The organism is Marinobacter persicus (assembly GCF_900114155.1).
GTDB classification, from domain to species: Bacteria; Pseudomonadota; Gammaproteobacteria; order Pseudomonadales; family Oleiphilaceae; genus Marinobacter; species Marinobacter persicus.
The window spans coordinates 38,437-63,053 of the sequence record NZ_FOSC01000014.1; the positions used below are offsets into that span (position 1 = coordinate 38,437).

21 protein-coding genes, 3 tRNA genes and 1 pseudogene are annotated in these 24,617 nt (G+C 60.6%); 17 read left to right on the plus strand and 8 right to left on the minus strand.

Features of this window, described 5'->3' with window-relative positions; all coding sequences use genetic code 11:
- Positions 1 to 99 precede the first annotated feature (99 nt).
- Genes BMZ63_RS14370 through BMZ63_RS14380 form a run of 3 tightly spaced genes read left to right on the plus strand, consistent with a single transcriptional unit; the run spans position 100 to position 2,455 of the window.
- Positions 100 to 1,347, plus strand: a complete 1,248-nt coding sequence (locus BMZ63_RS14370) for a DUF2066 domain-containing protein (RefSeq protein WP_227663672.1) — start codon at positions 100 to 102, stop codon at positions 1,345 to 1,347.
- Positions 1,340 to 2,068 (plus strand): DnaA regulatory inactivator Hda, encoded by a 729-nt coding sequence (gene hda / locus BMZ63_RS14375; RefSeq protein ID WP_227663671.1) that lies wholly within the window; start codon positions 1,340 to 1,342, stop codon positions 2,066 to 2,068. The genes BMZ63_RS14370 and hda overlap by 8 nt, the downstream gene beginning before the upstream one ends.
- 51 nt (positions 2,069 to 2,119) lie before the next feature.
- A complete protein-coding gene (locus BMZ63_RS14380) occupies positions 2,120 to 2,455 on the plus strand; it encodes a YqcC family protein (protein ID WP_091706580.1) in 336 nt (111 codons plus the stop codon).
- Here the strand turns inward: BMZ63_RS14380 and nadC are convergent.
- Positions 2,452 to 3,291: a carboxylating nicotinate-nucleotide diphosphorylase gene (nadC, locus tag BMZ63_RS14385; RefSeq protein WP_091706581.1), complete on the minus strand. Its 840-nt coding sequence runs from the start codon at positions 3,289 to 3,291 to the stop codon at positions 2,452 to 2,454. The two genes, BMZ63_RS14380 and nadC, sit on opposite strands and share 4 nt — an antisense overlap.
- Before the next feature lie 193 nt (positions 3,292 to 3,484).
- Between nadC and BMZ63_RS14390 the strand changes: the two genes are divergently transcribed.
- The 3 genes from BMZ63_RS14390 to BMZ63_RS14400 all read left to right on the plus strand — a co-directional run bounded on the left by BMZ63_RS14390 (position 3,485) and on the right by BMZ63_RS14400 (position 7,317).
- A complete protein-coding gene (locus tag BMZ63_RS14390) occupies positions 3,485 to 5,746 on the plus strand; it encodes a DUF1631 domain-containing protein (protein WP_091706583.1) in 2,262 nt (753 codons plus the stop codon).
- 68 nt (positions 5,747 to 5,814) lie between these two features.
- The gene (ampD, locus tag BMZ63_RS14395) at positions 5,815 to 6,429 is read left to right on the plus strand and encodes a 1,6-anhydro-N-acetylmuramyl-L-alanine amidase AmpD (RefSeq protein WP_218141256.1); all 615 of its coding nucleotides are present in this window, start codon (positions 5,815 to 5,817) and stop codon (positions 6,427 to 6,429) included.
- Positions 6,430 to 7,317, plus strand: coding sequence for a histidine kinase (locus BMZ63_RS14400; RefSeq protein ID WP_091706585.1), 888 nt, complete (start codon positions 6,430 to 6,432; stop codon positions 7,315 to 7,317).
- A gap of 48 nt (positions 7,318 to 7,365) precedes the next feature.
- Here the strand turns inward: BMZ63_RS14400 and BMZ63_RS14405 are convergent, their stop codons facing one another.
- From BMZ63_RS14405 to BMZ63_RS14425, 5 genes are all read right to left on the minus strand, one after another.
- Positions 7,366 to 7,923: a cob(I)yrinic acid a,c-diamide adenosyltransferase gene (locus BMZ63_RS14405; RefSeq protein WP_091706587.1), complete on the minus strand. Its 558-nt coding sequence runs from the start codon at positions 7,921 to 7,923 to the stop codon at positions 7,366 to 7,368.
- A 59-nt stretch (positions 7,924 to 7,982) separates the two neighbouring features.
- A complete protein-coding gene (locus BMZ63_RS14410) occupies positions 7,983 to 8,870 on the minus strand; it encodes a ketopantoate reductase family protein (RefSeq protein WP_091706589.1) in 888 nt (295 codons plus the stop codon).
- Between the two features lie 3 nt (positions 8,871 to 8,873).
- On the minus strand, positions 8,874 to 11,726 hold the full coding sequence (locus tag BMZ63_RS14415) for a valine--tRNA ligase (protein WP_091706591.1): 2,853 nt from the start codon (positions 11,724 to 11,726) through the stop codon (positions 8,874 to 8,876).
- A 90-nt stretch (positions 11,727 to 11,816) separates the two neighbouring features.
- Positions 11,817 to 12,329, minus strand: coding sequence for a DNA polymerase III subunit chi (locus BMZ63_RS14420; protein WP_091706593.1), 513 nt, complete (start codon positions 12,327 to 12,329; stop codon positions 11,817 to 11,819).
- Positions 12,319 to 13,809, minus strand: coding sequence for a leucyl aminopeptidase (locus tag BMZ63_RS14425; protein ID WP_091706594.1), 1,491 nt, complete (start codon positions 13,807 to 13,809; stop codon positions 12,319 to 12,321). The genes BMZ63_RS14420 and BMZ63_RS14425 overlap by 11 nt, the downstream gene beginning before the upstream one ends.
- A gap of 222 nt (positions 13,810 to 14,031) precedes the next feature.
- Here BMZ63_RS14425 and lptF point away from each other — a divergent pair, with 222 nt between their 5' ends.
- Both lptF and lptG read left to right on the plus strand, forming a co-directional pair.
- A complete protein-coding gene (gene lptF, locus BMZ63_RS14430; protein ID WP_091706596.1) occupies positions 14,032 to 15,135 on the plus strand; it encodes an LPS export ABC transporter permease LptF in 1,104 nt (367 codons plus the stop codon).
- Entirely contained in the window at positions 15,128 to 16,189 is a 1,062-nt protein-coding gene (gene lptG / locus BMZ63_RS14435) for an LPS export ABC transporter permease LptG (protein ID WP_091706597.1), read from the plus strand. Before lptF ends, lptG begins: the two co-directional genes overlap by 8 nt.
- Before the next feature lie 16 nt (positions 16,190 to 16,205).
- Here lptG and BMZ63_RS14440 read toward each other — a convergent pair whose 3' ends face one another.
- Entirely contained in the window at positions 16,206 to 16,745 is a 540-nt protein-coding gene (locus BMZ63_RS14440; RefSeq protein ID WP_091706599.1) for an RDD family protein, read from the minus strand.
- A 141-nt stretch (positions 16,746 to 16,886) separates the two neighbouring features.
- On the opposite strand from BMZ63_RS14440, the gene alaS reads away from it, so the two are divergent.
- From alaS to BMZ63_RS14470, 6 genes are all read left to right on the plus strand, one after another.
- Complete coding sequence (alaS, locus tag BMZ63_RS14445; protein ID WP_091706601.1) at positions 16,887 to 19,517, plus strand: alanine--tRNA ligase; 2,631 nt, start codon at positions 16,887 to 16,889, stop codon at positions 19,515 to 19,517.
- A gap of 26 nt (positions 19,518 to 19,543) precedes the next feature.
- Entirely contained in the window at positions 19,544 to 20,782 is a 1,239-nt protein-coding gene (locus BMZ63_RS14450; protein ID WP_091706602.1) for an aspartate kinase, read from the plus strand.
- Between the two features lie 176 nt (positions 20,783 to 20,958).
- The gene (gene csrA, locus BMZ63_RS14455) at positions 20,959 to 21,156 is read left to right on the plus strand and encodes a carbon storage regulator CsrA (RefSeq protein ID WP_091706604.1); all 198 of its coding nucleotides are present in this window, start codon (positions 20,959 to 20,961) and stop codon (positions 21,154 to 21,156) included.
- 125 nt (positions 21,157 to 21,281) lie between these two features.
- Positions 21,282 to 21,371, plus strand: a tRNA-Ser gene (locus tag BMZ63_RS14460).
- A 64-nt stretch (positions 21,372 to 21,435) separates the two neighbouring features.
- Positions 21,436 to 21,512: transfer RNA gene (locus tag BMZ63_RS14465), tRNA-Arg, on the plus strand.
- Positions 21,513 to 21,533: 21 nt separating this feature from the next.
- Positions 21,534 to 21,610 (plus strand) — tRNA-Arg (locus BMZ63_RS14470).
- Positions 21,611 to 21,828: 218 nt separating this feature from the next.
- Here the strand turns inward: BMZ63_RS14470 and BMZ63_RS14475 are convergent.
- Positions 21,829 to 22,365, minus strand: coding sequence for a DUF2058 domain-containing protein (locus BMZ63_RS14475; protein WP_091706606.1), 537 nt, complete (start codon positions 22,363 to 22,365; stop codon positions 21,829 to 21,831).
- A 97-nt stretch (positions 22,366 to 22,462) separates the two neighbouring features.
- On the opposite strand from BMZ63_RS14475, the gene dbpA reads away from it, so the two are divergent.
- The 3 genes and pseudogenes from dbpA to BMZ63_RS14490 form a co-directional block, all read left to right on the plus strand.
- The gene (gene dbpA / locus BMZ63_RS14480) at positions 22,463 to 23,836 is read left to right on the plus strand and encodes an ATP-dependent RNA helicase DbpA (protein WP_091706607.1); all 1,374 of its coding nucleotides are present in this window, start codon (positions 22,463 to 22,465) and stop codon (positions 23,834 to 23,836) included.
- Positions 23,837 to 23,984: 148 nt separating this feature from the next.
- Positions 23,985 to 24,236, plus strand: coding sequence for an OadG family protein (locus BMZ63_RS14485; RefSeq protein WP_043313092.1), 252 nt, complete (start codon positions 23,985 to 23,987; stop codon positions 24,234 to 24,236).
- A 39-nt stretch (positions 24,237 to 24,275) separates the two neighbouring features.
- Positions 24,276 to 24,617: pseudogene (locus tag BMZ63_RS14490) on the plus strand (oxaloacetate decarboxylase); the annotation flags it as partial.

Consider the following 24,617-nt stretch of genomic DNA (forward strand, 5'->3'; position numbering starts at 1 on the left):
GGGCACTTGCTACTCTGCTATGGGTTGATGGTGTATCCTGTGCGCCATTCATGCGCAACGCCAGGGTGTTACATGACGCAATCAGGACAAAAAGGCAGGATGGGAATCGGCCCCTCGCTGCTGGCAACCGTGCTGGCCTGCTGCCTGACGCTGGCCGGAACCGCCAATGCGGTCACCGTGTCCGGGCTCTACACAGTGGATGTCAGTGTTGAAAGCAGCAATCAGGACGACCTGCAGGAAGGTTATGCAAGGGGGCTGCAAGAAGTAATGGTGCGTGTTTCCGGCTCCCGGGATGTTCTGGACCTCGAGGGCGTGGACGATCTGCTGGAGCGGGCGGAATCTTTCCTGCAGTCCTACGAGGTGACCCGTGAGGATGGGGGGAATCGGCTGCAGATGACTTTCGGGGCGGTTGGTGTCAACCGGGCCATGGCGTCTGTCGAGGCGCCGGTATGGGGGGCGAACCGGCCGCTCACCCTGGCCTGGGTGGCCGTGGAAGACCGTGGCAGTCGGCATCTACTGACCTCAACCCCGACAGGTGAAACCGCTGACAGCTGGCTTGGCAGCTTCCGTTCTGCGGCCACCGAGCGGGGTTTGCCGGTGGCGTTCCCGCCGCGTCGCTTCGCGGATGACAGGGAACTGCTGTCGGATTTGTGGGGGCAATTCAATAACCGGATTGTCCGGGCTTCCGACGGGCAGGCTCACGACGCCCTGGCTTTGGTGCGTATCCGCCGTGATGGCTCGGGATGGCGGGCCAGCTGGACCATTGAGGGCCCGGCCGTGGAGCGTGAAGAAATGTCTGTCACCGCTGACAGCCAGTGGCGGCTTGCCGAGGCGGTGATCAATCACTGGACCGAGGGCTACGCAAGCCGCTACGCCGTTGATGCCAGTGACGTGGATGAATCGCCAAAGGTGGACCTGGTGCTTGAAGGCGTGTCTACCCTGGCCGACTACGGTGGCGTGGTCAAAGCGCTGAAGAGCTTTACACCGGTTACCTATGTGGCAGCCCGCAGGGTTCGGGGGGATCGGCTGACCATTCAGGTCTCCTTTGATGGGGAGCTGGATCAACTTAAACAATACGTGGCTCTGGACCCGCGCTTTGTGTCCGTGGAACAACCACCGTCCAGAGTGTCCGCTGAAGGCGGTGCTGGTCCTGAAAACGGCTCCGGTGCGGCCAATACGTCCGGAACGGCCAGCTCCGGCCAGGACGGTATCGGTGATGCGCTGGCCTATCAGCCGCTGGTGGCGGGTGATGAGCAGGATGCCGAACAGGCTTTTGAATCCCTGTATCCGGTACTGTATTACCGCTGGCAGCCGGCAGGCCCTGTTGAAAGTGATAGCGATGGCTAGCAGTAACCCCGGAGAGTCAACGGAAATGGCCGCGCAGATGGCCCTGGGGGTCAAGCTGCGGGACGACGCGCGTTTCGACAATTTTCATGGCAGCCGTAACCGGGAAGTGGCAACTCGCCTTGAGCGCGTCTGCCAGCAGCCGGATGGCCTTCCGGTGGTGGTGCTTTGCGGTGATTCGGATACCGGTAAAAGCCACCTGCTGCAGGCGGTCTGCCACCGCGCAGAGCAGCTCGGCCAGGGTGCGGTTTGCATCAGCCTGGAAGAGCTGATGCCCTTCGGTCCGGAGGCATTGGCGGGGCTGGAGAACCACGCGATCGTCTGTCTGGACGACCTCGGCTTGATTGCCGGCAATGGCGCCTGGGAAGAAGCTGTTTTTCATCTTTACAATCGCATCCTGGACCGTGATGGTTTGCTGGTTGTCTCCATGGCCGACGTTCCGGGCACGGTGCCGTTTGAGCTGGCTGACCTGGGGTCCAGGCTGGCCCACGGGCTGGTGTTGCAGTTGCGGGTTTACCGTGACGAGGACCGCACCGGCATTCTAAAGGCCCGGGCGGAGCAGCGTGGCATGGTACTTTCAGACGACGTTGCCAGCTTCATCATGCGCCGGGCGCCCCGCCGGCTGGGCGATTTGCTGGCCATTCTGGATACCCTGGATGAAAATTCCCTGCAGGCCCAGCGGCGCCTGACCATCCCGTTCGTGAAGAGCGTGATGGGCTGGTAGTGGTGGCCTTTCCCTCTTGTGTGAATAGACAAACGAGTTACAGGTAGATCAATGTCGACTCACGAAAAACATCTGGACCGGGTGACCGACGGTCTGCTGAAAATCGAAATCGAACTCCGGGAACTGGGAGTCTGGGAGCATGAGCCGCTGCCGGACGAAGCCTTCCAGAGCACCCAGCCGTTTTGCCTGGACACCATGGAATTTCCCCAGTGGGTGCAGTTCGTGTTTCTGGACCGGATGAAGACCCTGGTGGAAGCGGGTCAGCCGCTGCCCTCCGTTTCAGGTATTGCGCCCATGGCCGAAGAGCATTTTCGTGGCCGGCCTGAATCCGGGCATGGTCTGATTCAGGCGCTTGAAGAGATGGATCAGCTGTTGTCTGGCCGTTAAATCAACCGCATCGACAAGTCCACCGCCTTCACGCTCTTGGTCAGATTGCCGATGGAGATGTAATCCACCCCGGTTTCGGCAATCGGGACCAGGGTCTGGTCATTGATGCCGCCGGAGGCCTCCAGTTTCGCCTTGCCGCCGTTCAGCGCAACAGCCTCACGCATGTCCGCCAGTGAAAACTCATCCAGCATGATGATGTCAGCCCCGGCCTCCAGGGCCTGGGCCAGCTCCTCCAGATTCTCGGTTTCCACTTCCACCGGTTTGCCCGGCGCCACCCGGTGAGCCTCGCTCACGGCATTGGCAATGGAGCCACAGGCGGCAATGTGGTTCTCTTTGATCAGGAACGCATCCCACAGGCCAATCCGGTGATTGTCGCAGCCGCCGCAGGTGACAGCGTATTTTTGCGCCAGACGCAGTCCCGGCAGGGTTTTGCGGGTATCCAGCAGGCGTACATTGGTATGAGCGACACGGGCGGCATAACCGGCGCACCGTGTCGCCACGCCGGACAGGGTTTGCAGCCAGTTCAGGGCAGAGCGTTCGGCGGTCAGCAGTGACCGGGCCGGGCCATGCATGCGGAAAATGACATCGTTGCGCTGAATGTCGTCACCGTCGTCGAAAAGCCACTCAAGTTCCACCGTGGGGTCAACCTGGCGAAAAACCTCTTCGGCCCAGGCCCGGCCTGCCAGGCGGGCATTTTCACGGGTAATCACCCGGCCCCTGGCCACGGCCCCGGCGGGAATCAACTGCGCGGTTATATCGCCGTCGCCTATATCTTCACGAAGGCTCTGGGCAACGGTCTCAATGCGGGCCTGGCGTAGCAGTTCAGGGGCGATCATGGTGATAGTCCGGGTTGGTGGCAAAGGTAGATGGTCAGGGCCGGCAATTCTAACGCTCGCCGGCGGATTCGCCAAACGGGGCTAAACTGTGATGCAGGTCGCTTTTACACAAAAGATGACAAAAGCTGACACAAGGTGACGCCGTCTGGCCATATCATGATGGCATTGAATGGCTCAGAGTGGGGCACGAATTATGGCTCAGGATAATAAAGTTGTCCGGTTTACCGGCGCGAACCAGCAGGAGCGGTTTGCCATGCCGGGAGAGCTGGTGCGGCTCAGGGACAGGTCCGGCCAGGCTCTCAAGCAGGTATTGGCCCGTTTTTTTGAGCAGGCGGACGATACCCTGTTTGCGCTTGCGGACAAGGCTGGCACAAACCAGGACCAGACCGCCTATTTTGATGCCATGCGCGAATTGCGGCTGAGCCGCAAATCCATGACCGTGTCGGTGCTGCAGCACGTGAGTCAGGCGTTTAATGAGATGGGGCGGACCCGGTCCGGCGCCGCTTCGTCGTCTCTGGAGCAGGTTGATCAGGACGGTCTCGGCCTTGTTGACCACGAGCAACTGGAACAGCAGGTGGCCATTGATAACCTGACCACCCGCTTGCGCAACCGGTATCAGGAGTCCGTGCATTTGCTGGCAGCCCGGATTCGCCATCTTGTGCCGGAACTCGAACTGGCGGATGCACAGATGCCGTTGGGGCCGGAAGTGATCTGCAACGCCATCGGGGAGGCCTGTGCCGATCTGGATATCGACATCCGCGCCAAACTGGTTGTGCTCAAGCTGTTTGAACGACTGATGGCCGATCAACTGGATGGTTTTTACCGCGACTGCAATCAGGCGCTGATTGATGCCGGCGTATTGCCGAATATGAAACGCCCGCCGGTTGGCCGCCCCAGGGCAGTTGGCGCGTCATCCGGTGCCGGTCGCCCGCAGCAAGGCTCCGGACAATCCTCCGGGGAGCCGGCAACTGATGAGTCCGCTGTAACGGGAGGAGCACCAGGCAGCTCATCCGCCACCTTCCAGGAACTGACATCGCTGCTGCGCCGGGGGCAGGGGGACACCGTGGTCACCGGCGCGCCGGCTTCATCAGGGTCGGTGTTGGGCACGGGACAGCTGGTCAGTGAGCTGGAACAGCTCCAGATAGCAGCCAGAGGTCAGGTTGGAGAGCCAGTCATGCCGCTGCGGGAGCAGTTGCATCCGCTGTTGCAGGACACCCCCGGCCAGATTGCCCAGGCTGACAGTGATGTGATCAACCTGGTGGCCATGCTGTTTGATTTCATTCTGGAAGACCGCCAGTTACACCCTGTCATGAAATCCCTGATTGGCCGGTTGCAGATTCCCGTGCTGAAAGTGGCCCTCAGTGACCGGAACTTCTTCAACCGGGGCGGGCATCCGGTCCGCAAGCTGCTGAACGAACTGGCGCTGGCGGCCATCGGCTGGACCGAGAAGCGGGAGGGCGCCCGGGATCCGTTGCGGGAGAAAATCGCCGAAGTGGTTGACCGGGTGCTGGAAGAATTTACCACCGATACCACCCTGTTCGAGGAATTGCTGGAAGACTTCGGCCATTTCATGGACCTGGATCGCCGCCGCCGGGAGTTGGTGGAGCAGCGTCTGAAAGATGCTGAAGAGGGCCGGGCGAAACACGAAAGAGCCAGCCAGCTGGCCACCGAAGTGATTGATGCGCAAACCGCAGGCCGGAATATCCCGGAGGCCATCAGCCAGTTGCTGAAAGAACCATGGACCCGTTACCTGCAATGGCTGGCCTTGCGTGCGGGCGAGGGCAGCGAGCCCTGGCAAGAGGCCTGTGAAGTGACCGCCCGGTTGGTGTGGAGTGTGGACCCGTCGCCGGTTTCCGAACATACCCGCACAGATTTGCTGCGTTCGATTCCCAGCATTGTCGACGATGTGCGCAAGGCATTGCAGGAGATTTCCTGGGATCCGTTTGCCACGGATACGGTCATCCGTGACCTGGAACTGGCTCATGTCGATGTGCTGCAAAGGCTGGTGACCGCGCCAGTGGAAGAACCCGGGCCCGCACCTGACCAGGAGCCACAAGCTGAGCCGGCGGGCGAACCTGAAGCCCGGCAGCCTGCAACAGCCGAGCGGCCACCGGAAACCGCCGTGGAAGCCGGCGATGCCCGACCGGAAGCTGAAGCGGTTGCCCCGTCGGTACCGGAAGCGTGGCTGGCGCGGGCAGACCAGCTCACCGTCGGTTCCTGGGTGGAAATGACCGGTGAGGACCTGCGGGTGCGCTGCAAGCTGGCGGCGTTCATCCGGGCCACCGGCAAGTACATCTTTGTCAATCGCAGCGGAGCCAAGGTGGCGGAGTACCACCGGGAGGATCTGGCGGAAGCTCTGCAGGCGGGCGTGATCACCATGCTGGATGATGGCCTGATTTTCGATCGGGCACTTGAATCCATCATCGACAATCTGCGCCACAATCGTAAAGACTGAGATCGTGGTATCCCCGGTCGGTTTGTGATTCAATCCCGTGAGTGAATCCAACTGTACCGGGGACTGCCTTGCGCCAACCGCACGCCACTAGCCAACCACTCAACCCTTCTGCCGAGACAATCGCCCTGCTGCGGGAAACCGGGCGTTTTGCCGGTGCCCGCTGGTGCCCGTCACCCAATTTCGGACCCAGGCCCGATGACGCCGGCATTTCGTTGCTGGTGGTACACAATATCAGCCTGCCCCCGGGGCAGTTTGGTGGCTCCCACATCGAAGATTTCTTCTGTAACCGCCTGCAGGCCGGCCAGCATCCCTATTTTGCCACCATCGCACCCATGCAGGTGTCGGCGCACGCACTGATTCGCCGTGACGGTTCGGTGGTGCAGTTTGTCAGCTGCCTGGACCGGGCCTGGCATGCTGGCCGCTCCAGCTTCCGGGGCGAGGTGGAGTGCAACGATTTCTCCATCGGCATTGAACTGGAAGGAGCGGATGATATTCCCTACACGCCTGAACAATACGCCGTACTGGCCCGGCTGGCGCGTCAGGTTATGGCGGCCTGGCCGGCGGTGACACCAGAGCGGATTGCCGGCCACTGCGACATCGCGCCGGACCGCAAGACCGACCCCGGGCCGGCGTTCAGTTGGTCCCGTTTTCATGATCTTCTTCTGGCCCCGGAGACCGTCTGAATGATTCTCCTGGTCCTGCTACTGGCCTACGTTATCCGCCGTCGTCTGGACGGTGTGAACCGGGTATCCACCGATGCTTTCTGGCGGCACTGGTTTGGCGCCCACGGGCGGGCCCGGGCCGGCAGGGAGCATGCCGTGGTCCCGGGACTTTTGCGAGTGCTGGTGCCAGCGGCGTTGCTGGCTGCCTTGTGGTTTCTGGCCATCGACCAGGAACTGCGCTGGACACTGTACCCCCTGGAGTTACTGGCGCTGGTATTGCTGATGGGCGCGCCGGGCTGGCGACAGGTACTGGAAGCCTACAGCCAGGCCTGGGGCCGGGGCGACATGCAGGCGGCCTGGCGACACATCCAGCGCTGGCTGCCGGCGGCCGAACGTGGCGAGGCGCTGTCGCCGGAGGCCATGCATTTGTCCTTGTCCCGCACTCTGATGACCTCGGTGTTCGAACGTTTCTTCCTGGTGGTGTTCTGGTATGTGGTGGGTGGTCTGCAGGCGGCGTTTCTGGCCCGCAGCCTGGTGGCACTGGCCGAGCACTGGCCGCAGGCTCCGGCGCGGGTAAGGTTTGCCCGAATGGTTGATGTGATCGGATGGATTCCGTCCCGCCTGCTGGCCCTGACCTTCGGGCTGGCGGGGGATCTGGCGGGATGGTCGCAAAAAATCCGCCGGGTACTGCCGGGTTTCCGGGAACGCAATCAGCGGGTGCTGATGACCGCGGCGGATGGCGCGCTGACCGGCTATGCCCTGGACCCGTCACGGTTTTCCGGGCTGCACCCGCAGGAGTGGCCGGACTTCGGTGGCCGGAGCCTGCGGGCCATTCGTGATCTGCTTAACCGCAGCATGCTGGTGTGGATTTGTGTGATCGCGCTGCTGGTGATTGCTGGCGTGGTCTAGTGGCCGCCGCCGCACCACGTCCGGCAGGTCAGGAGTGCAGGCCGGTGATCAGAGGCCGGATTTCTTCTGTTCCCAGAGAATTTCCCGGGCGCCTTCCCGCCGTGCGAGTACCCGCGCCACCACGAACAGAAGATCCGACAACCGGTTAAGGTAATGCCGGGAATTGGTGTTGATCGAATCCTCGTGGCCCAGTGCCACCACCACGCGCTCGGCGCGCCGGCACACGGCCCGGGCCATATGGCACTGGGCGGCGGCAGGTGAGCCGCCGGGCAGGATGAAGTTCTTCAGCGGCGGAATGCCTTCGTTGTATTCATCCAGGGTGGCTTCCAGCCAGTCGATGTGCTCGTCGCCAATCACCTTGCTGCCGGGAATGGCAAACTCGCCGCCCAGGTCAAACAGGTGGTGCTGAATACGGCGCAGAACCTCGATCAACGCATCGTCCGCCGGCAGGGTTTCCACCAGAATGCCGATGTGGCAGTTCAGCTCGTCGGCGGTGCCCATGGCCTCCACGCGCTGGGCGTTCTTGGCAATGCGGTTGCCATCGGCCAGGCCGGTGGAGCCGTCGTCGCCGGTACGGGTGTAGATTTTCGACAGGCGGTTGCCCATGGTTGTGCTCCCTTGGTGGTTAGGCCTGGATGGGATGGCTTGTTTGCCCGGAGGCCAGGTTAATGGTTCAGTAGTTGTACCCGTTCGGTCAGCATTCGGTTCACCGGGGTGGCAATATCCAGCGTGTCGCCAAGCCTGACCAGATAGCCATTGATGTACTCAATTTCGGTGCGGCGTCCTGCCAGTATATCCGCGCGCATGGACGAAGTGTTGGTGGCCGTGCTCCGGGCCACGGTTTCAATGTTGCCGCGCAGCTCGTCCGGCGGTATCCGATCTTGTCCGGCCCCGGCCATCAGGCTGGCGATCTCCTCGCACAGTGGCGTGATCCATTGCCGGAACAGCGGTGCCTCGAGAATCTCTCCGTTGGGGCAATCGAGCAACGCGGTGAAAGGATTGATGCCGGCGTTGATCACCAGTTTTTGCCACAGACGGGGCAGAATGTCGGTCTCCGCATGAACGGTCAGCCCGCTTTCGCTCAGTTGGTCGACAACGCTGGGTAGCCGGGATTCAGCGGTCCGGGTGAGTGCTCCCACCCAGGTTGCCCCTTTACCCGCGTGAACGGCCACATCGGGGGCAGGCCGGTTGGCGCCTTCGGTGGTGGAGGCGGCCAGGATGGGACGCCCGGGCCAGGTGTCTGCCACTTGTTGCTGGCTGCCCAGGCCGTTCTGGAACAGCACAACCGGTGTGTTGGCGGGAATGTTTGGTAGTGCGCTGTGCAGCGCATCCAGGGTGTCGCCCGCCTTGGTGGTGACCAGCAGCAGCTCCGGCGTTTCGTCAGACCCAAGCTGAGGGATATCGACCGAGAAGGCTTCGCCGCTCACGGGATGAAATTGATAAGGTATGGAATCGGAGGAAGCCCCCGGGCGGGGCACAAAGGCGGCCCGCCCGGGTGGCAGTGATGCGGCCCAGAGCCGGCCCAGGGAGCCGGCGCCCAGAATCGCAATCATGGTTTACATGGCCTCGATGTCGGCCCGCTGGCTGCTCAGGCGCTCCAGGCTGCCCTGGGCTTCTTTCAGCTTGTCTTTCTCCTTCTCGACCACTTCGGCCGGGGCCTTGGCGGTGAATTTCTCATTGTTCAGCTTGCCTTCCACCCGGGCGATTTCCTTGTTCAGGCGCTCCAGCTCCTTGTCCAGGCGCTTGAGTTCGGCGTCCTTGTCGATCAGGCCGGCCATGGGCACCAGCACTTCCATCTCACCCACCAGCTGGGTGGCGCTCATGGGCGCCTTGTCGCCCTCGAACCATTCCAGCTTCTCCAGCTTGGCCAGTGACATCAGGAAGGTGCGGTTGTCGTCCATCCGGCGCTGGTCTTCGGCGCTGGCGCCTTTGAGCAGTACCGGAATCTGCTTGGCCGGGGAGATGTTCATCTCACCACGAATGTTGCGCACGGCGACGATCACGCCCTTGAGCCACTCGATATCGGCGGCTACGGCGGAGTCCTGCTTGCTGGCGTCCGGCTGCGGGAACGGCTGCAGCATGATGCTGTCGCCGGTCTTGCCGGCCAGCGGGGCGATGCGCTGCCAGATTTCCTCGGTGATGAACGGCATCATCGGGTGCGCCAGGCGCAGCACCGATTCCAGCACGCGCACCAGGGTGCGGCGGGTGCCGCGCTTGGCCTCGGCGCTGGCGTTGTCGTCGTTCAGCACCGGCTTGGACAGCTCCAGGTACCAGTCGCAGTACTCGTTCCAGATGAACTCGTACAGGGCGTAAGCGGCCAGGTCAAAGCGGTACTGTTCCAGGTGACGGGTCACTTCCTGCTCGCAGTGCTGCAGCTCGCTGATGATCCAGCGGTCGGCCAGGGACAGTTCCACCGGCTCGTCGTTCACGCCGCAGTCTTCGCCTTCGGTGTTCATCAGCACGTAGCGGGCGGCGTTCCACAGCTTGTTACAGAAGTTGCGGTAGCCTTCCAGGCGCTTCATGTCCCAGTTGATGTCACGGCCGGTGGTGGCCATGGCCGCCAGGGTGAAGCGCAGGGCGTCGGTACCGTGGGCGGTAATGCCTTCCGGGAATTCCTTCTTGGTGCGCTTGGCGATCTTTTCGGCCAGCTTGGGCTGCATCAGGTTGCCGGTGCGCTTTTCCAGCAGGTCTTCCAGGCCGATGCCGTCGATCATGTCCAGCGGATCGATCACGTTGCCCTTGGATTTGGACATCTTGTCGCCGTGCTCGTCGCGGATCAGGCCGGTCACGTACACGGTGTGGAAGGGCACCTGCGGGGTGCCGTCTTCGTTTTTCATGAAGTGCATGGTCATCATGATCATCCGGGCAACCCAGAAGAAGATGATGTCGAAACCGGTCACCAGCACGTCGGTGGGGTGGAAGGTTTTCAGCCGTTCGGTGATTTCCGGCCAGCCCAGGGTGCCGAAGGTCCACAGGGCGGAGCTGAACCAGGTGTCCAGTACGTCTTCGTCCTGGTTCAGTTCAATGTCCGCGCCCAGGTTGTGCTTTTCGCGCACTTCTTCTTCGCTGCGGCCCACGTAAATGTTGCCTTCGGCGTCGTACCAGGCCGGAATCCGGTGGCCCCACCACAGCTGGCGGGAGATGCACCAGTCCTGGATGTCGCGCATCCAGGCGAAGTACATGTTCTCGTACTGCTTGGGCACGAACTGGATACGGCCGTCTTCCACCGCCTCAATGGCGGGCTTGGCCAGGGTCTTGGCGTCGGCGAACCACTGGTCTGTGAGCATGGGCTCGATGATCAGGCCGGAGCGGTCGCCGCGCGGCACGGACAATACGTGGTCTTCGATCTGCTCCACCAGGCCTTCGGCTTCCATGTCGGCGACGATCTGTTTGCGCGCCTCTTCACGGGTGAGGCCGGCATAGGCGCCGGGCAGGGTGCCGTCGATCTCGGTGTTCTCGGTGCCGTCGGAGTTGAACACTTCGGCCTGGTACCGGATGTTGGCATCCTGGGTCATGACGTTGATCATCGGCAGGTTGTTGCGCTTGCCGACGGCGTAGTCGTTGAAGTCATGGGCCGGGGTGATTTTCACGCAGCCGGAGCCTTTTTCCGGATCGGCGTGGTGGTCGGCGATCACGGGGATTCGGCGGTTCACCAGTGGCAGCAGCACGTGCTTGCCAATCAGGTGCTGGTAGCGCTCGTCGTCCGGGTGTACGGCCACGGCGGTATCGCCGAGCATGGTTTCCGGGCGGGTGGTGGCCACGACCAGGTAATCCTTGCCGTCCTGGGTTTTCTCACCGTCGGCCAGCGGGTAGCGCAGGTGCCAGAAAAAGCCCTTCTCTTCCTTGTTCTCCACTTCCAGGTCGGAGATGGCGGTGTGCAGTTTCGGGTCCCAGTTCACCAGCCGTTTGCCACGGTACACCAGGTCTTCTTCGTACAGGCGGATGAACACTTCCTGTACGGCCTTGTAGAAGCCGTCGTCCATGGTGAAGCGTTCGTTTTCCCAGTCCACGGAGTTGCCCAGGCGGCGCATCTGGCGGGTGATGGTGCCACCGGAGTGTTCTTTCCAGTCCCAGATGCGCTTGATGAATTCTTCGCGGCCCAGGTCGTGGCGGGTTTTGTCTTCCTCGGCGGCCAGTTTGCGTTCAACCACCATCTGGGTAGCGATGCCGGCGTGGTCGGTGCCGACGGTCCACAATGCGTTACGGCCCTGCATGCGCTTGTAGCGGGTGAGGGTGTCCATGATGGTGTGCTGGAACGCATGGCCCATGTGCAGGCTGCCGGTCACATTGGGCGGCGGAATGGCGATGCTGTAGGACTCGCCCTCACCGCTGGGGCGGAAATAGCCTTTGGATTCCCAGTTTTCGTACCACTGGCGCTCGATGTTTTCTGGCTGGTAGGTTTTTTCCATGGGTTTCTGCAGTGACCGTTGTTGATGCTCGGAAGAAATTTTGAAAGCGCCGATTATACATGGTCGCTTTGGTTGCGGCGAACTGTGGGATCACCGCCGCATATCATGCACTTTTGCTTCAATCCCCATCGCCCGAAGCTGCTTATAATGCCCCCGAGCCTGGTTCAGCACAGCGGGATCGTTATGGGCCACCAGGGCCAGGCGGCGGTACTGGTCGGCGTCTTTGGGCAGGGTGGCAGACAGGACGATGACGGTGTCCCAGTCCGAGGCCACCGGCGGGTAGAGCAGGATGCCGACGGGGTCGTCGCAGGGTGCGTCTTCGGAAGTGGAGATGCTGTGGGGGATGAAGGCGTCGGGTTTGAAGTTCCACAGCAGGTCGTCCAGTTCCTGGGCGTGTTCCTGTGTGTCGCAAATAATGCATACGCGGTCGCCTTGCTGCCAGGCTTTGTCCAAGAGTTTGGCGGCGTGGAGGTTGCGGGCGGCGGGGGTGTTCTGGCCGAGGATGTGGAACCAGTAGCGCTGGTTCTGGTTGTCGGAACCGGTGCCGGAAGCGCCGGCAGCCTGGCTGCCGGGTTCCGGTGGGTTGGGCTGGTTATCCTGCATGGGACATCAGGTAGTCGACCAGCAGGGGCACCGGGCGGCCGGTGGCGCCTTTGGCTTTGCCGGAGTTCCAGGCGGTGCCGGCGATGTCCAGGTGGGCCCAGCGGTAGTCTTTCGCAAACCGGCTCAGGAAGCAGGCGGCGGTGATGGAGCCGGCCGGGCGGCCGCCGATGTTCTGCATGTCGGCGAAGTTGGAGTCCAGCTGGCTCTGGTATTCGTCCCACAGGGGCATGCGCCAGGCGCGGTCGCCGGTGCGCTCGCCCGCTGCCAGCAGTTCGCCGGCCAGGTCGTCGTTGTTGGCGTAAAGGCCTGAGGCCTGGTTGCCCAGGGCAATGATGCAGGCACCGGTGAGGGTGGCCATGTCGATCACGGCTTCCGGGTCGAACTTTTTCACGTAGGTGAGGGCGTCGCACAGCACCAGGCGCCCTTCGGCGTCGGTGTTGAGGATCTCGACGGTCTGGCCGGACAGGGTCTTGATGATGTCGCCCGGGCGGGAGGCGCCGCCGTCCGGCATGTTTTCGGCGGCGGCTATGACTGCCACCACGTTGATCTTGGGTTTGGTTTCAGCCAGTACCTGCATGGTGCCGAACACGGAGGCGGAGCCGCCCATGTCGTACTTCATTTCATCCATGCCTTCGCCGGGCTTGAGGCTGATGCCGCCGGAATCGAAGGTGATGCCCTTACCCACGAGCACATAAGGCTTGTCTTTGGCCTTGCCGCCCCGGTATTCCATGATGATCAGGCGTGGGGGCTGCTTGGAGCCCTTGCCGACGGCCAGGATGGTGTTCATGCCCAGCTTTTCCATCTGTTTTTCGTCCAGCACTTCGGTCTTGATGCTGTCGTAGTCCTTGGCCAGTTTCTTGGCCTGGTCGGCCAGCCATACCGGGTGGCAGACGTTGGGCGGGGTGTTGCCCAGGTCGCGGGTGTAGTTCATGCCGCGGCCGGTGGCCAGGCCCAGGTGCAGGGCGTCTTTCAGGGCCTTGGTGGTCCCGGTGGCCTGTACCACCACTTTGTTCAGTTTGCGCGCCGCAGGTTTTTCGCTTTTGTAGTCGTTGAAGGTGTAGAACTGTTCTTCCAGGGTGCGGCCAATCAGCTTGAGTTTGCCTTCCTCGGAGCTCACGCTGTCTTCGCCCTGTATGGCGGTGTCACTCAGGGTGATCAGTGCGCTTTTGGCGGGCAGGTCTTTCAGTGCGCCGGCCATGGCAGACAGTGCCTTGCGGTAACTGGCGGCGCTGCGGTCGTCGTTCTTGCCGGTACCGACCACCATTACCCGGGGCCATGGTTGTTCGGCCAGCGGCAGGGTGTTCACGGTGCCGTTTTTGCCGGTCAGGTCGCCAGCCTTGCTGAATTGCCCGATCAGTCCGCCCAGTGCTTCATCCGCGGCTTTGGTGGATTCCGGCCAGTCGCCTTTTTCAGGCAACCCGACAACCAGGCAATCGGCTTTGGTTGCGGTGATGGCTTTACTGCTCAGACTGAAGTTCATGGCAACTCCTTTTCTTGACTGTGATTCACCCGTCGGGTTCGACGTGCGCGATAATACCTAAGCATTGGGGTAGTCGAACAATTTATCAAGCACGGGGCCTTTATCCTTACCATCGTTTTACTTGCTACACCCAAGCTGTCATTCGTGGGCAAGGTTACTTAGAATACGCGGCAGTTTAATGAATGCACCACCTTTCCCTTGGCACAGGCCAGAGAGACTGATTTGACTATCGTTTTCTGTTACCTCATCCGCCAGATCATGGTCAGTATGCTTGCTGTCTCCAGCGTGCTTTTGCTGGTGTTTATGAGTGGGCGTTTTATCAAGTACCTGGCCGAAGCCGCCGAAGGTGAGCTGGCGGCCGGTGTGCTGTTTGCCATCATGGGGTATCGCTTTCCCGGGTTTCTGGAGCTGATTCTGCCGCTGGGCCTGTTCATCGGCATCTTGCTGGCCTACGGGCGCATGTATCTGGAAAGCGAGATGACGGTGCTGTTCGCCTGTGGCGTCAGCGACAAGCAGCTTCTGACCAAAACGCTGATCGGGGCGCTGCCGGTGATGATCGTGGTGGGGGCGACGAGCCTGTTTATTTCGCCCTGGGGCATGAAACAGGTCGAGCGGATTTTCAATGAGCAGAGCCAGGCCACGGAGTTTGAAATGCTGGCCCCCGGGCGCTTCCAGAATTTCACCTCCGGCAACCGGGTAACCTACACCGAGGCGCTCAGTGACGACAAACGGCAGCTGCAGGGGGTGTTCATCGCCGAATACGACCGCAGTGGCCAGGGCGTGACGTTGATTACCGCCGAAACCGGTTCGCAGCTGATCGACGAGGAAACCGGCAGCCGTTTTCTGATTCTGGAGGACGGTGGCCGTTTCCAGGGCACGCCCGGGCGGCTCGATTACAACACCACCGAGTTTGAGGCCTATGGCCTGAAGATACAGAGCGGCGAGGAAGGCGACAAAAGCCTGGAAGAGGGCATGAGTACCCTGGATTTGTGGCACTCGGATGACCCGGAAGACCGCGCGCTGCTGCACTGGCGCTTCTCACTGCCGTTGATTGTTCCCATCGTGACGTTGCTGGCGGTGCGCCTGAGCCGGGTGAACCCGCGCCAGGGGCGCTTTTTCCACCTGTTGCCCGCGATGTTGGTGTACATCACCTATTTGGGACTGTTGATTGTGGCCCGGGATGCCCTGGCCGATGAAAAAGTACCGGAATGGATCGGCATGCTGTGGGTGCACGCGCTGTTCCTGGCGCTGGGGCTGTGGCTGCAGTTCGGGCCGGCCTGGCTGTACCGCCGCAAACTGGAAAAGGAGGCCCGCGCCCATGCGTAAGATCGATGGTTATGTGATGCGCACCGTGGGCGGGGCCATTTTCCTGGTGATGATGGTGGTGTTGTCGCTGGATCTGATTTTTGCCTTCATCGCTGAGCTGGAAGATACCCGCAACGATTACCAGACCCTGCAGGCACTCTGGCATGTGGCACTGACCGTGCCCCGGCGAATCTACGAGTATTTACCGTTGGGCGCCTTCATGGGCTGCCTGGTGGGGCTTGGCGCCATGGCCAGTTCTTCGGAGCTGACCGTGGTGCGCGCGGCCGGCGTATCGCTCAAGCGGATTGTCTGGTCCGCCATGAAACCGGCCCTGGTGGTTGTGATCCTGGGGGTATTGCTCGGGGAATTTGTCGCACCCACCACCGAACGCATCGCCCAGAGTGAAAAAGCCGTGGCGCTGGGCTCGGGCAATAACGTGGCGGAAGCGCACGGGGTCTGGCACCGGGAAGGCGATATCTTCATGCACCTGAACGCGGTGCAGCCCAACGGTGTGTTGCACGGGGTATCCCGTTTTGAATTTGACGACAACCGGCAGTTGAAGGAATCCAGTTTCGCCCGGCGGGCCATCTATCAGGGGGATTACTGGCTGCTGGAAAACGTGACCACCACCCGTATCGAGGACGACCGCACGGTGCGTGAGCAAGACTCGTCAGTGCGCTGGGATACCGGTCTCTCGCCCAGTGTCCTGAGTGTGCTGATCGTTGATCCGGAGGATCTGTCCATGTCCGGCCTCTATACTTACGCCCGCTACCTGGGGGAGCAGGGCCTGAGCGCGGCCCGTTACTGGCTGGCGTTCTGGAAAAAAGCGCTGATGCCGCTGGGTACGGCGGTGATGGTGCTGGTGGCGATTTCCTTCGTGTTCGGGCCGCTGCGCTCGGTGACCATGGGGTTCCGGGTATTCACCGGTCTGCTGGTGGGGCTACTGTTCAAATACATGCAGGATCTGTTGGGGCCGATGAGCATGGTCTACGGGTTTAACCCCATGCTGGCGGTGCTTGCGCCCATTGCCATCAGTGCTGTTGCGGGTGTGCTGTTAATGCGGCGCGCCGGCTGAGCCGGCCCGCAACCGGCTACTTTTTCTTCTCGGGCCGGGGCACCTGCACCACCACGCTGTTGGATGCCCGGTCGGTCAGTGACAGGCCATTGATCGGGTAAAACAGCGCGATGATCGCCGGCACTGTTAACAGCAGTGTCAGGCTACCCAGGTAGTAGGCTCCCATGATGGTCAGGAACACCACAAACGCGGCAGTGATGTAACGAATCAGCGCTTGTGTCCAGCTCACCGAGGTGCCGTCCAGGTTTTCAATGCGCACCCGCCATACCTGCATGCCCAGTGTCTGGCCAATACGGGTCCAGAAATAGGCAAAAAACAGGTAAAGCACCAGAAAGAGTACAAAAGTCAGCCCCGGGTCGCCCGACAGTTCGCCGGCTTCGGCCATTTGCTCGTATGTGTCCCAGCCGGTAATCCAGCCGGCCACCATGGTGTAGGCCCAGGTGGTAACCAGCAGCACCGCGATGCTGATCAGGCCATCGTAGATAATTGCCAGTGCGCGCTTCAGGGCAGTGGCTGGCGGAAGCAGTTGCTCGGCGTCATGGAAGCGTCGGGCCATGGATTCTCCTGTGAGATTTCACGTTTTTCCTGTTTTCGGCGTGTGCTAGAGTAGCGGATTTGCACACGCATGTAAGTATTCATGTTCAATTGCAGATCCGGCCGCTGTTTTGCCGGGTTTCCGAGAGGGTATCAAAGGGTTATGAAAACCGCTGAGTTGCGACAGGCTTTTCTTGAGTATTTCCGACAAAATGGCCACACCATTGTTCCGAGTAGTTCACTGGTGCCGGCTGACGACCCCACGCTGCTGTTCACCAACGCGGGGATGAACCAGTTCAAGGACCTGTTCCTGGGCCGGGAAGAACGCGACTACACCCGGGCCACCACCACACAGAAATGTGTGCGCGCCGGCGGCAAGCATAACGATCTGGAAAACGTGGGCTACACCGCCCGCCATCACACCTTCTTCGAGATGCTGGGCAACTTCAGTTTTGGCGACTATTTCAAGCGCGAAGCCATCAACTTTGCCTGGACCTTTCTGACCGACGAAAAATGGCTGAACCTGCCCAGCGAGAAGCTGTGGATCACCGTGTACGCCGAAGACGACGAAGCCTTTGATATCTGGAACCAGGAAATCGGTGTTCCGGCCGAGCGTATTGTCCGCATCGGCGACAACAAAGGCGCCCGTTACGCCTCCGACAACTTCTGGCAGATGGGCGACACCGGCCCCTGTGGCCCGTGTACCGAAATCTTCTACGACCATGGCCCGGACGTGGCCGGTGGCCCTCCCGGCAGCCCCGAGGAAGACGGCGACCGCTACATCGAGATCTGGAACGTGGTCTTCATGCAGTACAACCGCACCGCCGACGGCGAAATGCTCAACCTGCCCAAACCGTCCGTGGACACCGGCATGGGGCTGGAGCGCATTACCGCCGTGCTGCAGGGCGTGCACAGCAACTACGAAATCGACCTGTTCCAGGACCTGCTGAAAGCCGCTTCCGAGCTGCTTGGCGGTGTCGAAACCACCGAAGCCTCCCTGCGCGTGGTGGCCGACCACATCCGCGCCTGTGCCTTCCTGATTGCCGACGGCGTGATGCCTTCCAACGAAGGCCGTGGCTTCGTACTGCGCCGGATCATCCGCCGGGCCGCCCGCCATGGCAACAAGCTGGGCGCCACCCAGCCGTTCTTCTACAAGCTCACCGGTGCGCTGGTGGAGCTGATGGGCGAGGCCTTCCCGCAGCTGGTCAGCAGCCGCAAACAGATTGAAAAAGTACTGCTGCAGGAAGAAGAACAGTTCGCCAAGACCCTCGACAAGGGCCTGCGCCTGCTGGAGCAGGACATTGCCGAGCTCAAGGGCACGGAAATCCCGGGCGAAACCGTCTTCACCCTTTACGACACCTACGGTTTCCCGGTGGACCTGACCAACGACATCGCCCGCGAGCGTGGTCTGACCCTGGATTACGAAGGCTACGAGAAAGCCATGGAAGCCCAGCGCGAGCGTGCCCGGGCGGCCAGCAAATTCGGTATTGATTACAACGCCGCCGGCATCAGCATTGAAGGCGAGACCGAGTTCACCGGTTACGATCACATCGATGGCCACGAGCGCATCCGTACCGTGCTGGTGGATGGCGAGGAGCGTAACGCCGAGGCCGGCGATGAATGCGTGGTGGTACTTGAGCGCACCCCGTTCTACGCCGAATCCGGTGGCCAGGTGGGTGATACCGGCCTGCTGACCTGGAGCGGCGGCCGTTTCCAGGTTACCGACACCCGCAAGGAAGGCAGTAACCACCTGCACGTGGGTACCCTGGTGGAAGGCGAGTTGTTCCCCGGGCTGGAAGTGGATGCCCGTATCGATCACGCCCGCCGTGAACGCATCAAGCGCAACCATTCCGCCACCCACCTGCTGCACGCCGCCCTGCGCAAAGTGCTGGGCGAGCATGTCAGCCAGAAGGGTTCCCTGGTGGACCCGGACAAACTGCGTTTCGACTTCTCTCATTTCGAAGCGGTCACTGCTGACGAGCTCAAGGAAATCGAACGGCAGGTCAACGAGCAGATTCTGCAGAACACGCCGGTGGATATCGACATCACCGATATGGAAACCGCCAAAGAGAAGGGTGCCCTCGCGCTGTTCGGTGAAAAATACGGCGACGAGGTGCGGGTGCTGAGCATGGGCGCCGACCGTTATTCCGTGGAGCTTTGTGGTGGCACCCACGTTAGCCGCACCGGCGACATCGGCCTGTTCCGCATTACCTCGGAAAGCGGCATTTCCTCCGGCGTTCGCCGGATCGAGGCGGTCACCGGTTTCGGTGCGCTGGAATGGCTGGATGACACCGAAAATACCTTGCGCGAAACCGCAAAACTGGTAAAAGGCACTCGCGATACCGTGGTCAGCAAGGTTCAGCAGACCATTGACCGCAACCGCCAGCTGGAAAAAGAGATCGAGGCCCTGAAGTCGAAACTGGCCAGCTCGGCCGGCAGTGACCTGGCCAGCTCCGCCGTGGAAGTGGCTGGCCTGAAGGTGGTGGCTGCCGAAATGGAAGGTGCTGACCGCAAGGCCCTGATGGACACCGCCGACCAGTTGAAAAACAAACTGGGTGAAGGCGTGGTGGTACTGGCCACGGTGGACGACGGCAAAGTGGTGCTGGTGGCCGGTGTCACCAAGTCTGCCACCGGCCGTATCAAGGCGGGTGATCTGATGAAGCACCTGGCCGCGGAAGTGGACGGCAAAGGCGGCGGTCGGCCGGACATGGCCCAGGGTGGCGGCAACAACCCGTCCAAACTGGCCGATGCCCTGGCGGGTGTGCCTGCCTGGGTTGAGAGCAACGCAGGATAAAACATAATTTTCGGAGGCCGGGGAGCATGGCGCTGCTGGTTCAGAAGTTTGGAGGTACGTCGGTCGGTACGACCGAGCGGATAGAAGCGGTTGCCGAGCGTGTGGCTCGCTGCCGTGCGGAAGGGCATGATGTGGTTGTGGTGGTCTCGGCCATGAGCGGTGAAACCAACCGCCTGATTGGTCTGGCCCACGACATCATGGAAGAGCCGGTGCCCCGGGAAATGGACGTGCTGGTATCGACCGGTGAGCAGGTCACCATCGCGCTGTTGTCCATGGCGCTGCATAAACGGGGCTGCGATGCCCGGTCCTACACCGGCAGCCAGGTTCGTATCCTGACCGACAGCAGCCACACCAAGGCGCGCATCAAGGAGATCGACGAGCACCGCATGCGCGACGACCTGGACGCCGGCCGTGTGGTTGTGGTGGCGGGTTTCCAGGGTATTGATGAGGCCGGCAATATCACCACCCTCGGCCGTGGTGGTTCGGATACCACCGCCGTGGCACTGGCGGCGGCCCTGAAGGCCGACGAATGCCAGATCTACACCGATGTGAACGGTGTGTATACCACTGATCCGCGTGTTGTGGACAGCGCTCGACGGCTTGAGCGCATCACCTTTGAAGAAATGCTCGAAATGGCCAGCCTGGGCTCGAAAGTGCTGCAGATCCGTGCCGTTGAGTTTGCAGGTAAATACAACGTTCCATTGAGGGTGCTTTCCAGCTTTGAAGAGGGCGAGGGCACCCTGATTACTTTTGAGGATGAAAACGCCATGGAACAACCCGTTGTCTCCGGTATTGCGTTCAACCGCGACGAAGCCAAACTGACCATCTCCGGTGTACCGGACACCCCGGGCAGCGCGCTTCGTATTCTCAAGCCGGTCAGCGATGCCAACATTGAAGTGGACATGATCGTCCAGAACGTGGGCGAAGATAACAAAACCGCGTTCACCTTCACCGTCCACCGCAATGATTTCAAACGTGCCCAGGAAGTCCTGCGGGGCACCAGCGCCGAGATTGGTGCCGGTGAGGTAGGCGGTGATACCAAGATCGCCAAGGTCAGCATTGTCGGTGTCGGCATGCGCTCCCACGCCGGCGTGGCAACCCGTATGTTCGAAGCCTTGTCGAACGAGGGCATCAACATCCAGATGATCTCCACCTCGGAAATCAAGATTTCGGTGGTGATTGACGAGAAATATCTTGAGCTGGCCGTTCGCGCATTGCACAGTGCGTTTGAGCTTGAAAGTGCAGGCACTCAAGAGCAGTCCTGAGTCATTTTGCACCTGAGAGGTGCATAACAACCGTAATTGCTTTTTGCTATGGATTATTGTTGCTAAATAAGTATTATTGCGGCTTCAGTGTGATGAGTGATCTCATTATAAATAGCACTAGTAAATACAGATGATGCTGTCGGAACAGGTAGCTTCGGAATAGGGAGAAAAGGGATATGTTGATTTTGACTCGCCGCGTTGGCGAAACTCTGATGATCGGTGATGAAATCACCGTGACCGTACTGGGTGTGAAAGGTAACCAGGTTCGCATCGGTGTGAACGCACCCAAAGACGTAGCCGTTCACCGGGAAGAAATCTACCAGCGGATTCAGTCCGAGAAAGGTGGAGAAGAGCCGGAATCGGGTAACTACTGATCAATAAAATCCGCTCACGGGAAACCGGAGCGGATTTTTTGTTTTCAGGGGCAATTCGATTGGAAAAATTTCGTGTCAACCCTATGAAAACAGAAATATTGTGGTAGTATACGCCCCGTTCTCAAGGAGAGGTGGGTGAGTGGCTGAAACCAGTTCCCTGCTAAGGAACCGTACGAGCAATCGTACCGAGGGTTCGAATCCCTCCCTCTCCGCCATTTTTCTTTAAGGAAAAATAAAGAGAGCAAGTTGAGGTAGCACTCAACACGCGAAAAAGAATGCGCGGCTGTAGCTCAGCTGGATAGAGTACCTGGCTACGAACCAGGCGGTCGGAGGTTCGAATCCTCCCAGCCGCGCCACTTTCGCCCCACAAGTTTTAAGCGGCTGTAGCTCAGCTGGATAGAGTACCTGGCTACGAACCAGGCGGTCGGAGGTTCGAATCCTCCCAGCCGCGCCATATTAAAGTCGAAACGCCTCAGTTTGTGCACCCCACAGGCTGAGGCGTTTTGCGTTGTATAGCTGGGAGGATTTGAACCGAAAGAGGTTCGACCGAAGCCCGCAAAGCGGGCTGAGGAACGCCGAAGCAACGCGAAGGCGACCCTGAAGGGGTGAAGGGCCGCAGGCCCGAATAATCCTCCCCAGGAGTTTCCGGGCCTGGCAGTTACTTTCTGGTGCTCACCACATCAGGTCGTCAGGAATCTCATACCCCGCATAAGGGTCATCCTCGCCCACATCATCCTGCTGGCGATCGTGCAGCGAAATCACCGCCGACTCATCCCGCTCCATGATCTTGCGGGCGACCTTCTCCGGCACCACTTCATAGCTCTCGCCAACGGCAACCACCGCCAGGCGCCCCCGGGACAGCTGGTCCACCATGGTGTCGTCCACCAGGATCTTCTTGATCTTCTTGCCGTCCACGAACTGGTAAGAGGTTTCACCCCGGCTGCGATCCAGACGGTTGGTCTCCACCAGCTGGCGGATTTGCGCCTGAATGGCCTTCTTTTCGGCTTCTTTCTTGCGCTCGAGGTTCAGCTGGCGGTCGCGCTCGGCCTTTTCTTCCCGCGCCTGGCGGGCGCGAATTTCAGCTTCGCTCACTTCCACCGCGCCTTTGGGCTGCTGCTTGCGTTTCTTGCGCTTTTCACTGCGGATGGCCTTGGCTTTCTTTTCATCGGCCAGGCCGGCCTTCAATAACTGGTCCTGCAGGGATGACATTGGTAACTCCATTCAATTTGGGCTCAGAACTTGGTGTAGTATACGCGCACATCCATATCTCTATAACCAGCGCTTGTGCTGCCCGGGATTTCCTTTTATGCCTTCCTTTAATGAATTCGGCCTGTCGCAGGCCATGACTGCCAATCTCGAACAGCTGGGCTTCAACCAGCCCACCGATATCCAGGCCGCCGCTTTGCCGCCTTGTCTTGCCGGCCGCGATGTGATCGCCATGGCCCGAACGGGTAGTGGAAAAACAGCCGCTTTCGGTATCGGCCTGATCGAGGCTCTGCAGCCCAGATTGTTCGCTGTTCAGTCGATCGTGCTCTGCCCAACGCGGGAACTGGCCGACCAGGTCACCAAAGCCCTGCGCGAACTGGCCCGTGCCCGCGACAACATCAAAGTGCTGGCGCTGTGTGGTGGCGTGGCCATTGGTCCACAGATTGGCTCGCTCGCCCACGGTGCGCACATTGTGGTGGGCACGCCGGGGCGGATTCAGGATCACCTGCGCAAGGGCACACTGAAGCTGGACAAGGTGAAGACGGTGGTTCTGGACGAGGCCGACCGCATGCTCGACATGGGCTTCCAGGAAGCCATGGAAGACATCCTGTCCCACGCTCCGGAAAACCGGCAGACCCTGATGTTCTCGGCCACCTGGCCGGCGGCCATCCGCACGCTCAGCGCCCGTTACCAGCACGAGCCGGAAGACGTCCGGGTGCAGGCAGCCGAGCAGAACCCGGACATCCGCGAGCTGTTCTATGAAATCCCGGCGGGGCAGGAAGCGAAAGGCGTCGTGGCGGTGCTGTCAAAGTGGCAGCCGGCTTCCTGCATTGTGTTCTGCGCCACCAAACGCGATTGCGACGACATGGCCGATGCCCTCCAACAAAAAGGCTTCTCGGCACTGGCGTTACATGGCGATCTGGAGCAACGGGAGCGGGACAGCGTGCTGGTGCGCTTCAGTAATCAGAGTTGTTCAGTGCTCGTGGCCACGGATGTCGCCGCCCGTGGTCTGGACATCAAATCTCTGCCGTTGGTGATCAATGCCGAACCGGCCCGGGACCCGGAGGTTCATACCCACCGTATCGGCCGTACCGGGCGAGCCGGCGAGCAGGGCCTGGCGGTGACCCTGTGCACGCCGGCGAAAGGCCACAAAATCAGTCAGTTGGAGAGTAAGCGGTCCGGCTCGGTGGAGTGGGGCGATACCGAAGCCCTGTTTGCCACACCGGTGGCCCCGATCGCGCCCGCCATGAAAACCCTGTGCATTGCCGGTGGCCGGAAAGACAAGGTGCGCCCGGGCGATATCATGGGGGCGCTCACCGGCGAGGCGGGGCTGCCCGGGAAAATTGTTGGCAAAATTGATCGGTTTGAATTCCAGACCTTTGTGGCAATCGAGGCTGAATACGCCACTCAGGCCCTGAATCGGTTGAAAAATGGACGAATAAAGGGGCGGAAAATTCCAGTGCGTTACGCCTGAGAGTTTTATTGTTAACAATCTGGGGGTAAAATGGCCTCGGAAACTGCGTATGGAAGCGTGGATGTTGCTTGCCGCTCCAGCAGTAAACCGGTAAATTGGACCGGATTTTCATTGAAATAACATTCATCACTACAGGTAGCTGTTCGCTATGAATGAGCTGATGTCACAAGCCGTGGATCTGATGATTGCCGGCATGGGCTTTGTGTTTGCGTTCCTGATCATCCTGGTGTTCGCAACCACGTTCATGTCCAAACTCATCCTGCGGTTTGCGCCGCCAGAGCCGGTGACCCCGGCCAGCACCCAGCGTGCCAAGCCCAAGGCGCCCACGTCGGTTGATCCTGACACCGCCGAGGCCATCAAGAAGGCAATTGCACAATACCGGTCACGCCACAAGAAGTGACGGTGAAAGACTAGAACCTTTTAACAGAAGGCTGACACGATGACTGACACGAAAAAACCGCTGGGGATTACGGACGTAATTCTGCGCGACGCGCACCAATCCCTGCTTGCCACCCGCATGCGACTGGACGACATGCTCCCGATAGCCGAGAAGCTCGATCAGGTGGGCTTCTGGTCACTGGAATCCTGGGGTGGCGCTACCTTTGATGCCTGCATCCGCTATCTGGGCGAAGATCCGTGGGATCGCATCCGCCAGTTGAAAAAGGCCATGCCCAACACGCCCCAGCAGATGCTGCTGCGCGGCCAGAACCTGTTGGGTTACCGGCACTACGCAGACGATGTGGTAGAGCGGTTTGTCGATCGTGCCGCCGAGAACGGCATT

Coding starts and splice junctions, on each gene's coding strand:
- BMZ63_RS14415 (WP_091706591.1), bottom strand. CDS start 11,726: ATGGAAAAAACCTACCAGCCAGAAAACATCGAGCGCCAGTGGTACGAA.
- alaS (WP_091706601.1), top strand. CDS start 16,887: ATGAAAACCGCTGAGTTGCGACAGGCTTTTCTTGAGTATTTCCGACAA.
- BMZ63_RS14370 (WP_227663672.1), top strand. CDS start 100: ATGGGAATCGGCCCCTCGCTGCTGGCAACCGTGCTGGCCTGCTGCCTG.
- lptG (WP_091706597.1), top strand. CDS start 15,128: ATGCGTAAGATCGATGGTTATGTGATGCGCACCGTGGGCGGGGCCATT.
- BMZ63_RS14450 (WP_091706602.1), top strand. CDS start 19,544: ATGGCGCTGCTGGTTCAGAAGTTTGGAGGTACGTCGGTCGGTACGACC.
- nadC (WP_091706581.1), bottom strand. CDS start 3,291: ATGATCGCCCCTGAACTGCTACGCCAGGCCCGCATTGAGACCGTTGCC.
- BMZ63_RS14425 (WP_091706594.1), bottom strand. CDS start 13,809: ATGAACTTCAGTCTGAGCAGTAAAGCCATCACCGCAACCAAAGCCGAT.
- csrA (WP_091706604.1), top strand. CDS start 20,959: ATGTTGATTTTGACTCGCCGCGTTGGCGAAACTCTGATGATCGGTGAT.
- BMZ63_RS14400 (WP_091706585.1), top strand. CDS start 6,430: ATGATTCTCCTGGTCCTGCTACTGGCCTACGTTATCCGCCGTCGTCTG.
- BMZ63_RS14485 (WP_043313092.1), top strand. CDS start 23,985: ATGAATGAGCTGATGTCACAAGCCGTGGATCTGATGATTGCCGGCATG.
- BMZ63_RS14420 (WP_091706593.1), bottom strand. CDS start 12,329: ATGCAGGATAACCAGCCCAACCCACCGGAACCCGGCAGCCAGGCTGCC.
- BMZ63_RS14475 (WP_091706606.1), bottom strand. CDS start 22,365: ATGTCATCCCTGCAGGACCAGTTATTGAAGGCCGGCCTGGCCGATGAA.
- dbpA (WP_091706607.1), top strand. CDS start 22,463: ATGCCTTCCTTTAATGAATTCGGCCTGTCGCAGGCCATGACTGCCAAT.
- hda (WP_227663671.1), top strand. CDS start 1,340: ATGGCTAGCAGTAACCCCGGAGAGTCAACGGAAATGGCCGCGCAGATG.
- BMZ63_RS14380 (WP_091706580.1), top strand. CDS start 2,120: ATGTCGACTCACGAAAAACATCTGGACCGGGTGACCGACGGTCTGCTG.
- BMZ63_RS14390 (WP_091706583.1), top strand. CDS start 3,485: ATGGCTCAGGATAATAAAGTTGTCCGGTTTACCGGCGCGAACCAGCAG.
- BMZ63_RS14440 (WP_091706599.1), bottom strand. CDS start 16,745: ATGGCCCGACGCTTCCATGACGCCGAGCAACTGCTTCCGCCAGCCACT.
- BMZ63_RS14410 (WP_091706589.1), bottom strand. CDS start 8,870: ATGATTGCGATTCTGGGCGCCGGCTCCCTGGGCCGGCTCTGGGCCGCA.
- BMZ63_RS14405 (WP_091706587.1), bottom strand. CDS start 7,923: ATGGGCAACCGCCTGTCGAAAATCTACACCCGTACCGGCGACGACGGC.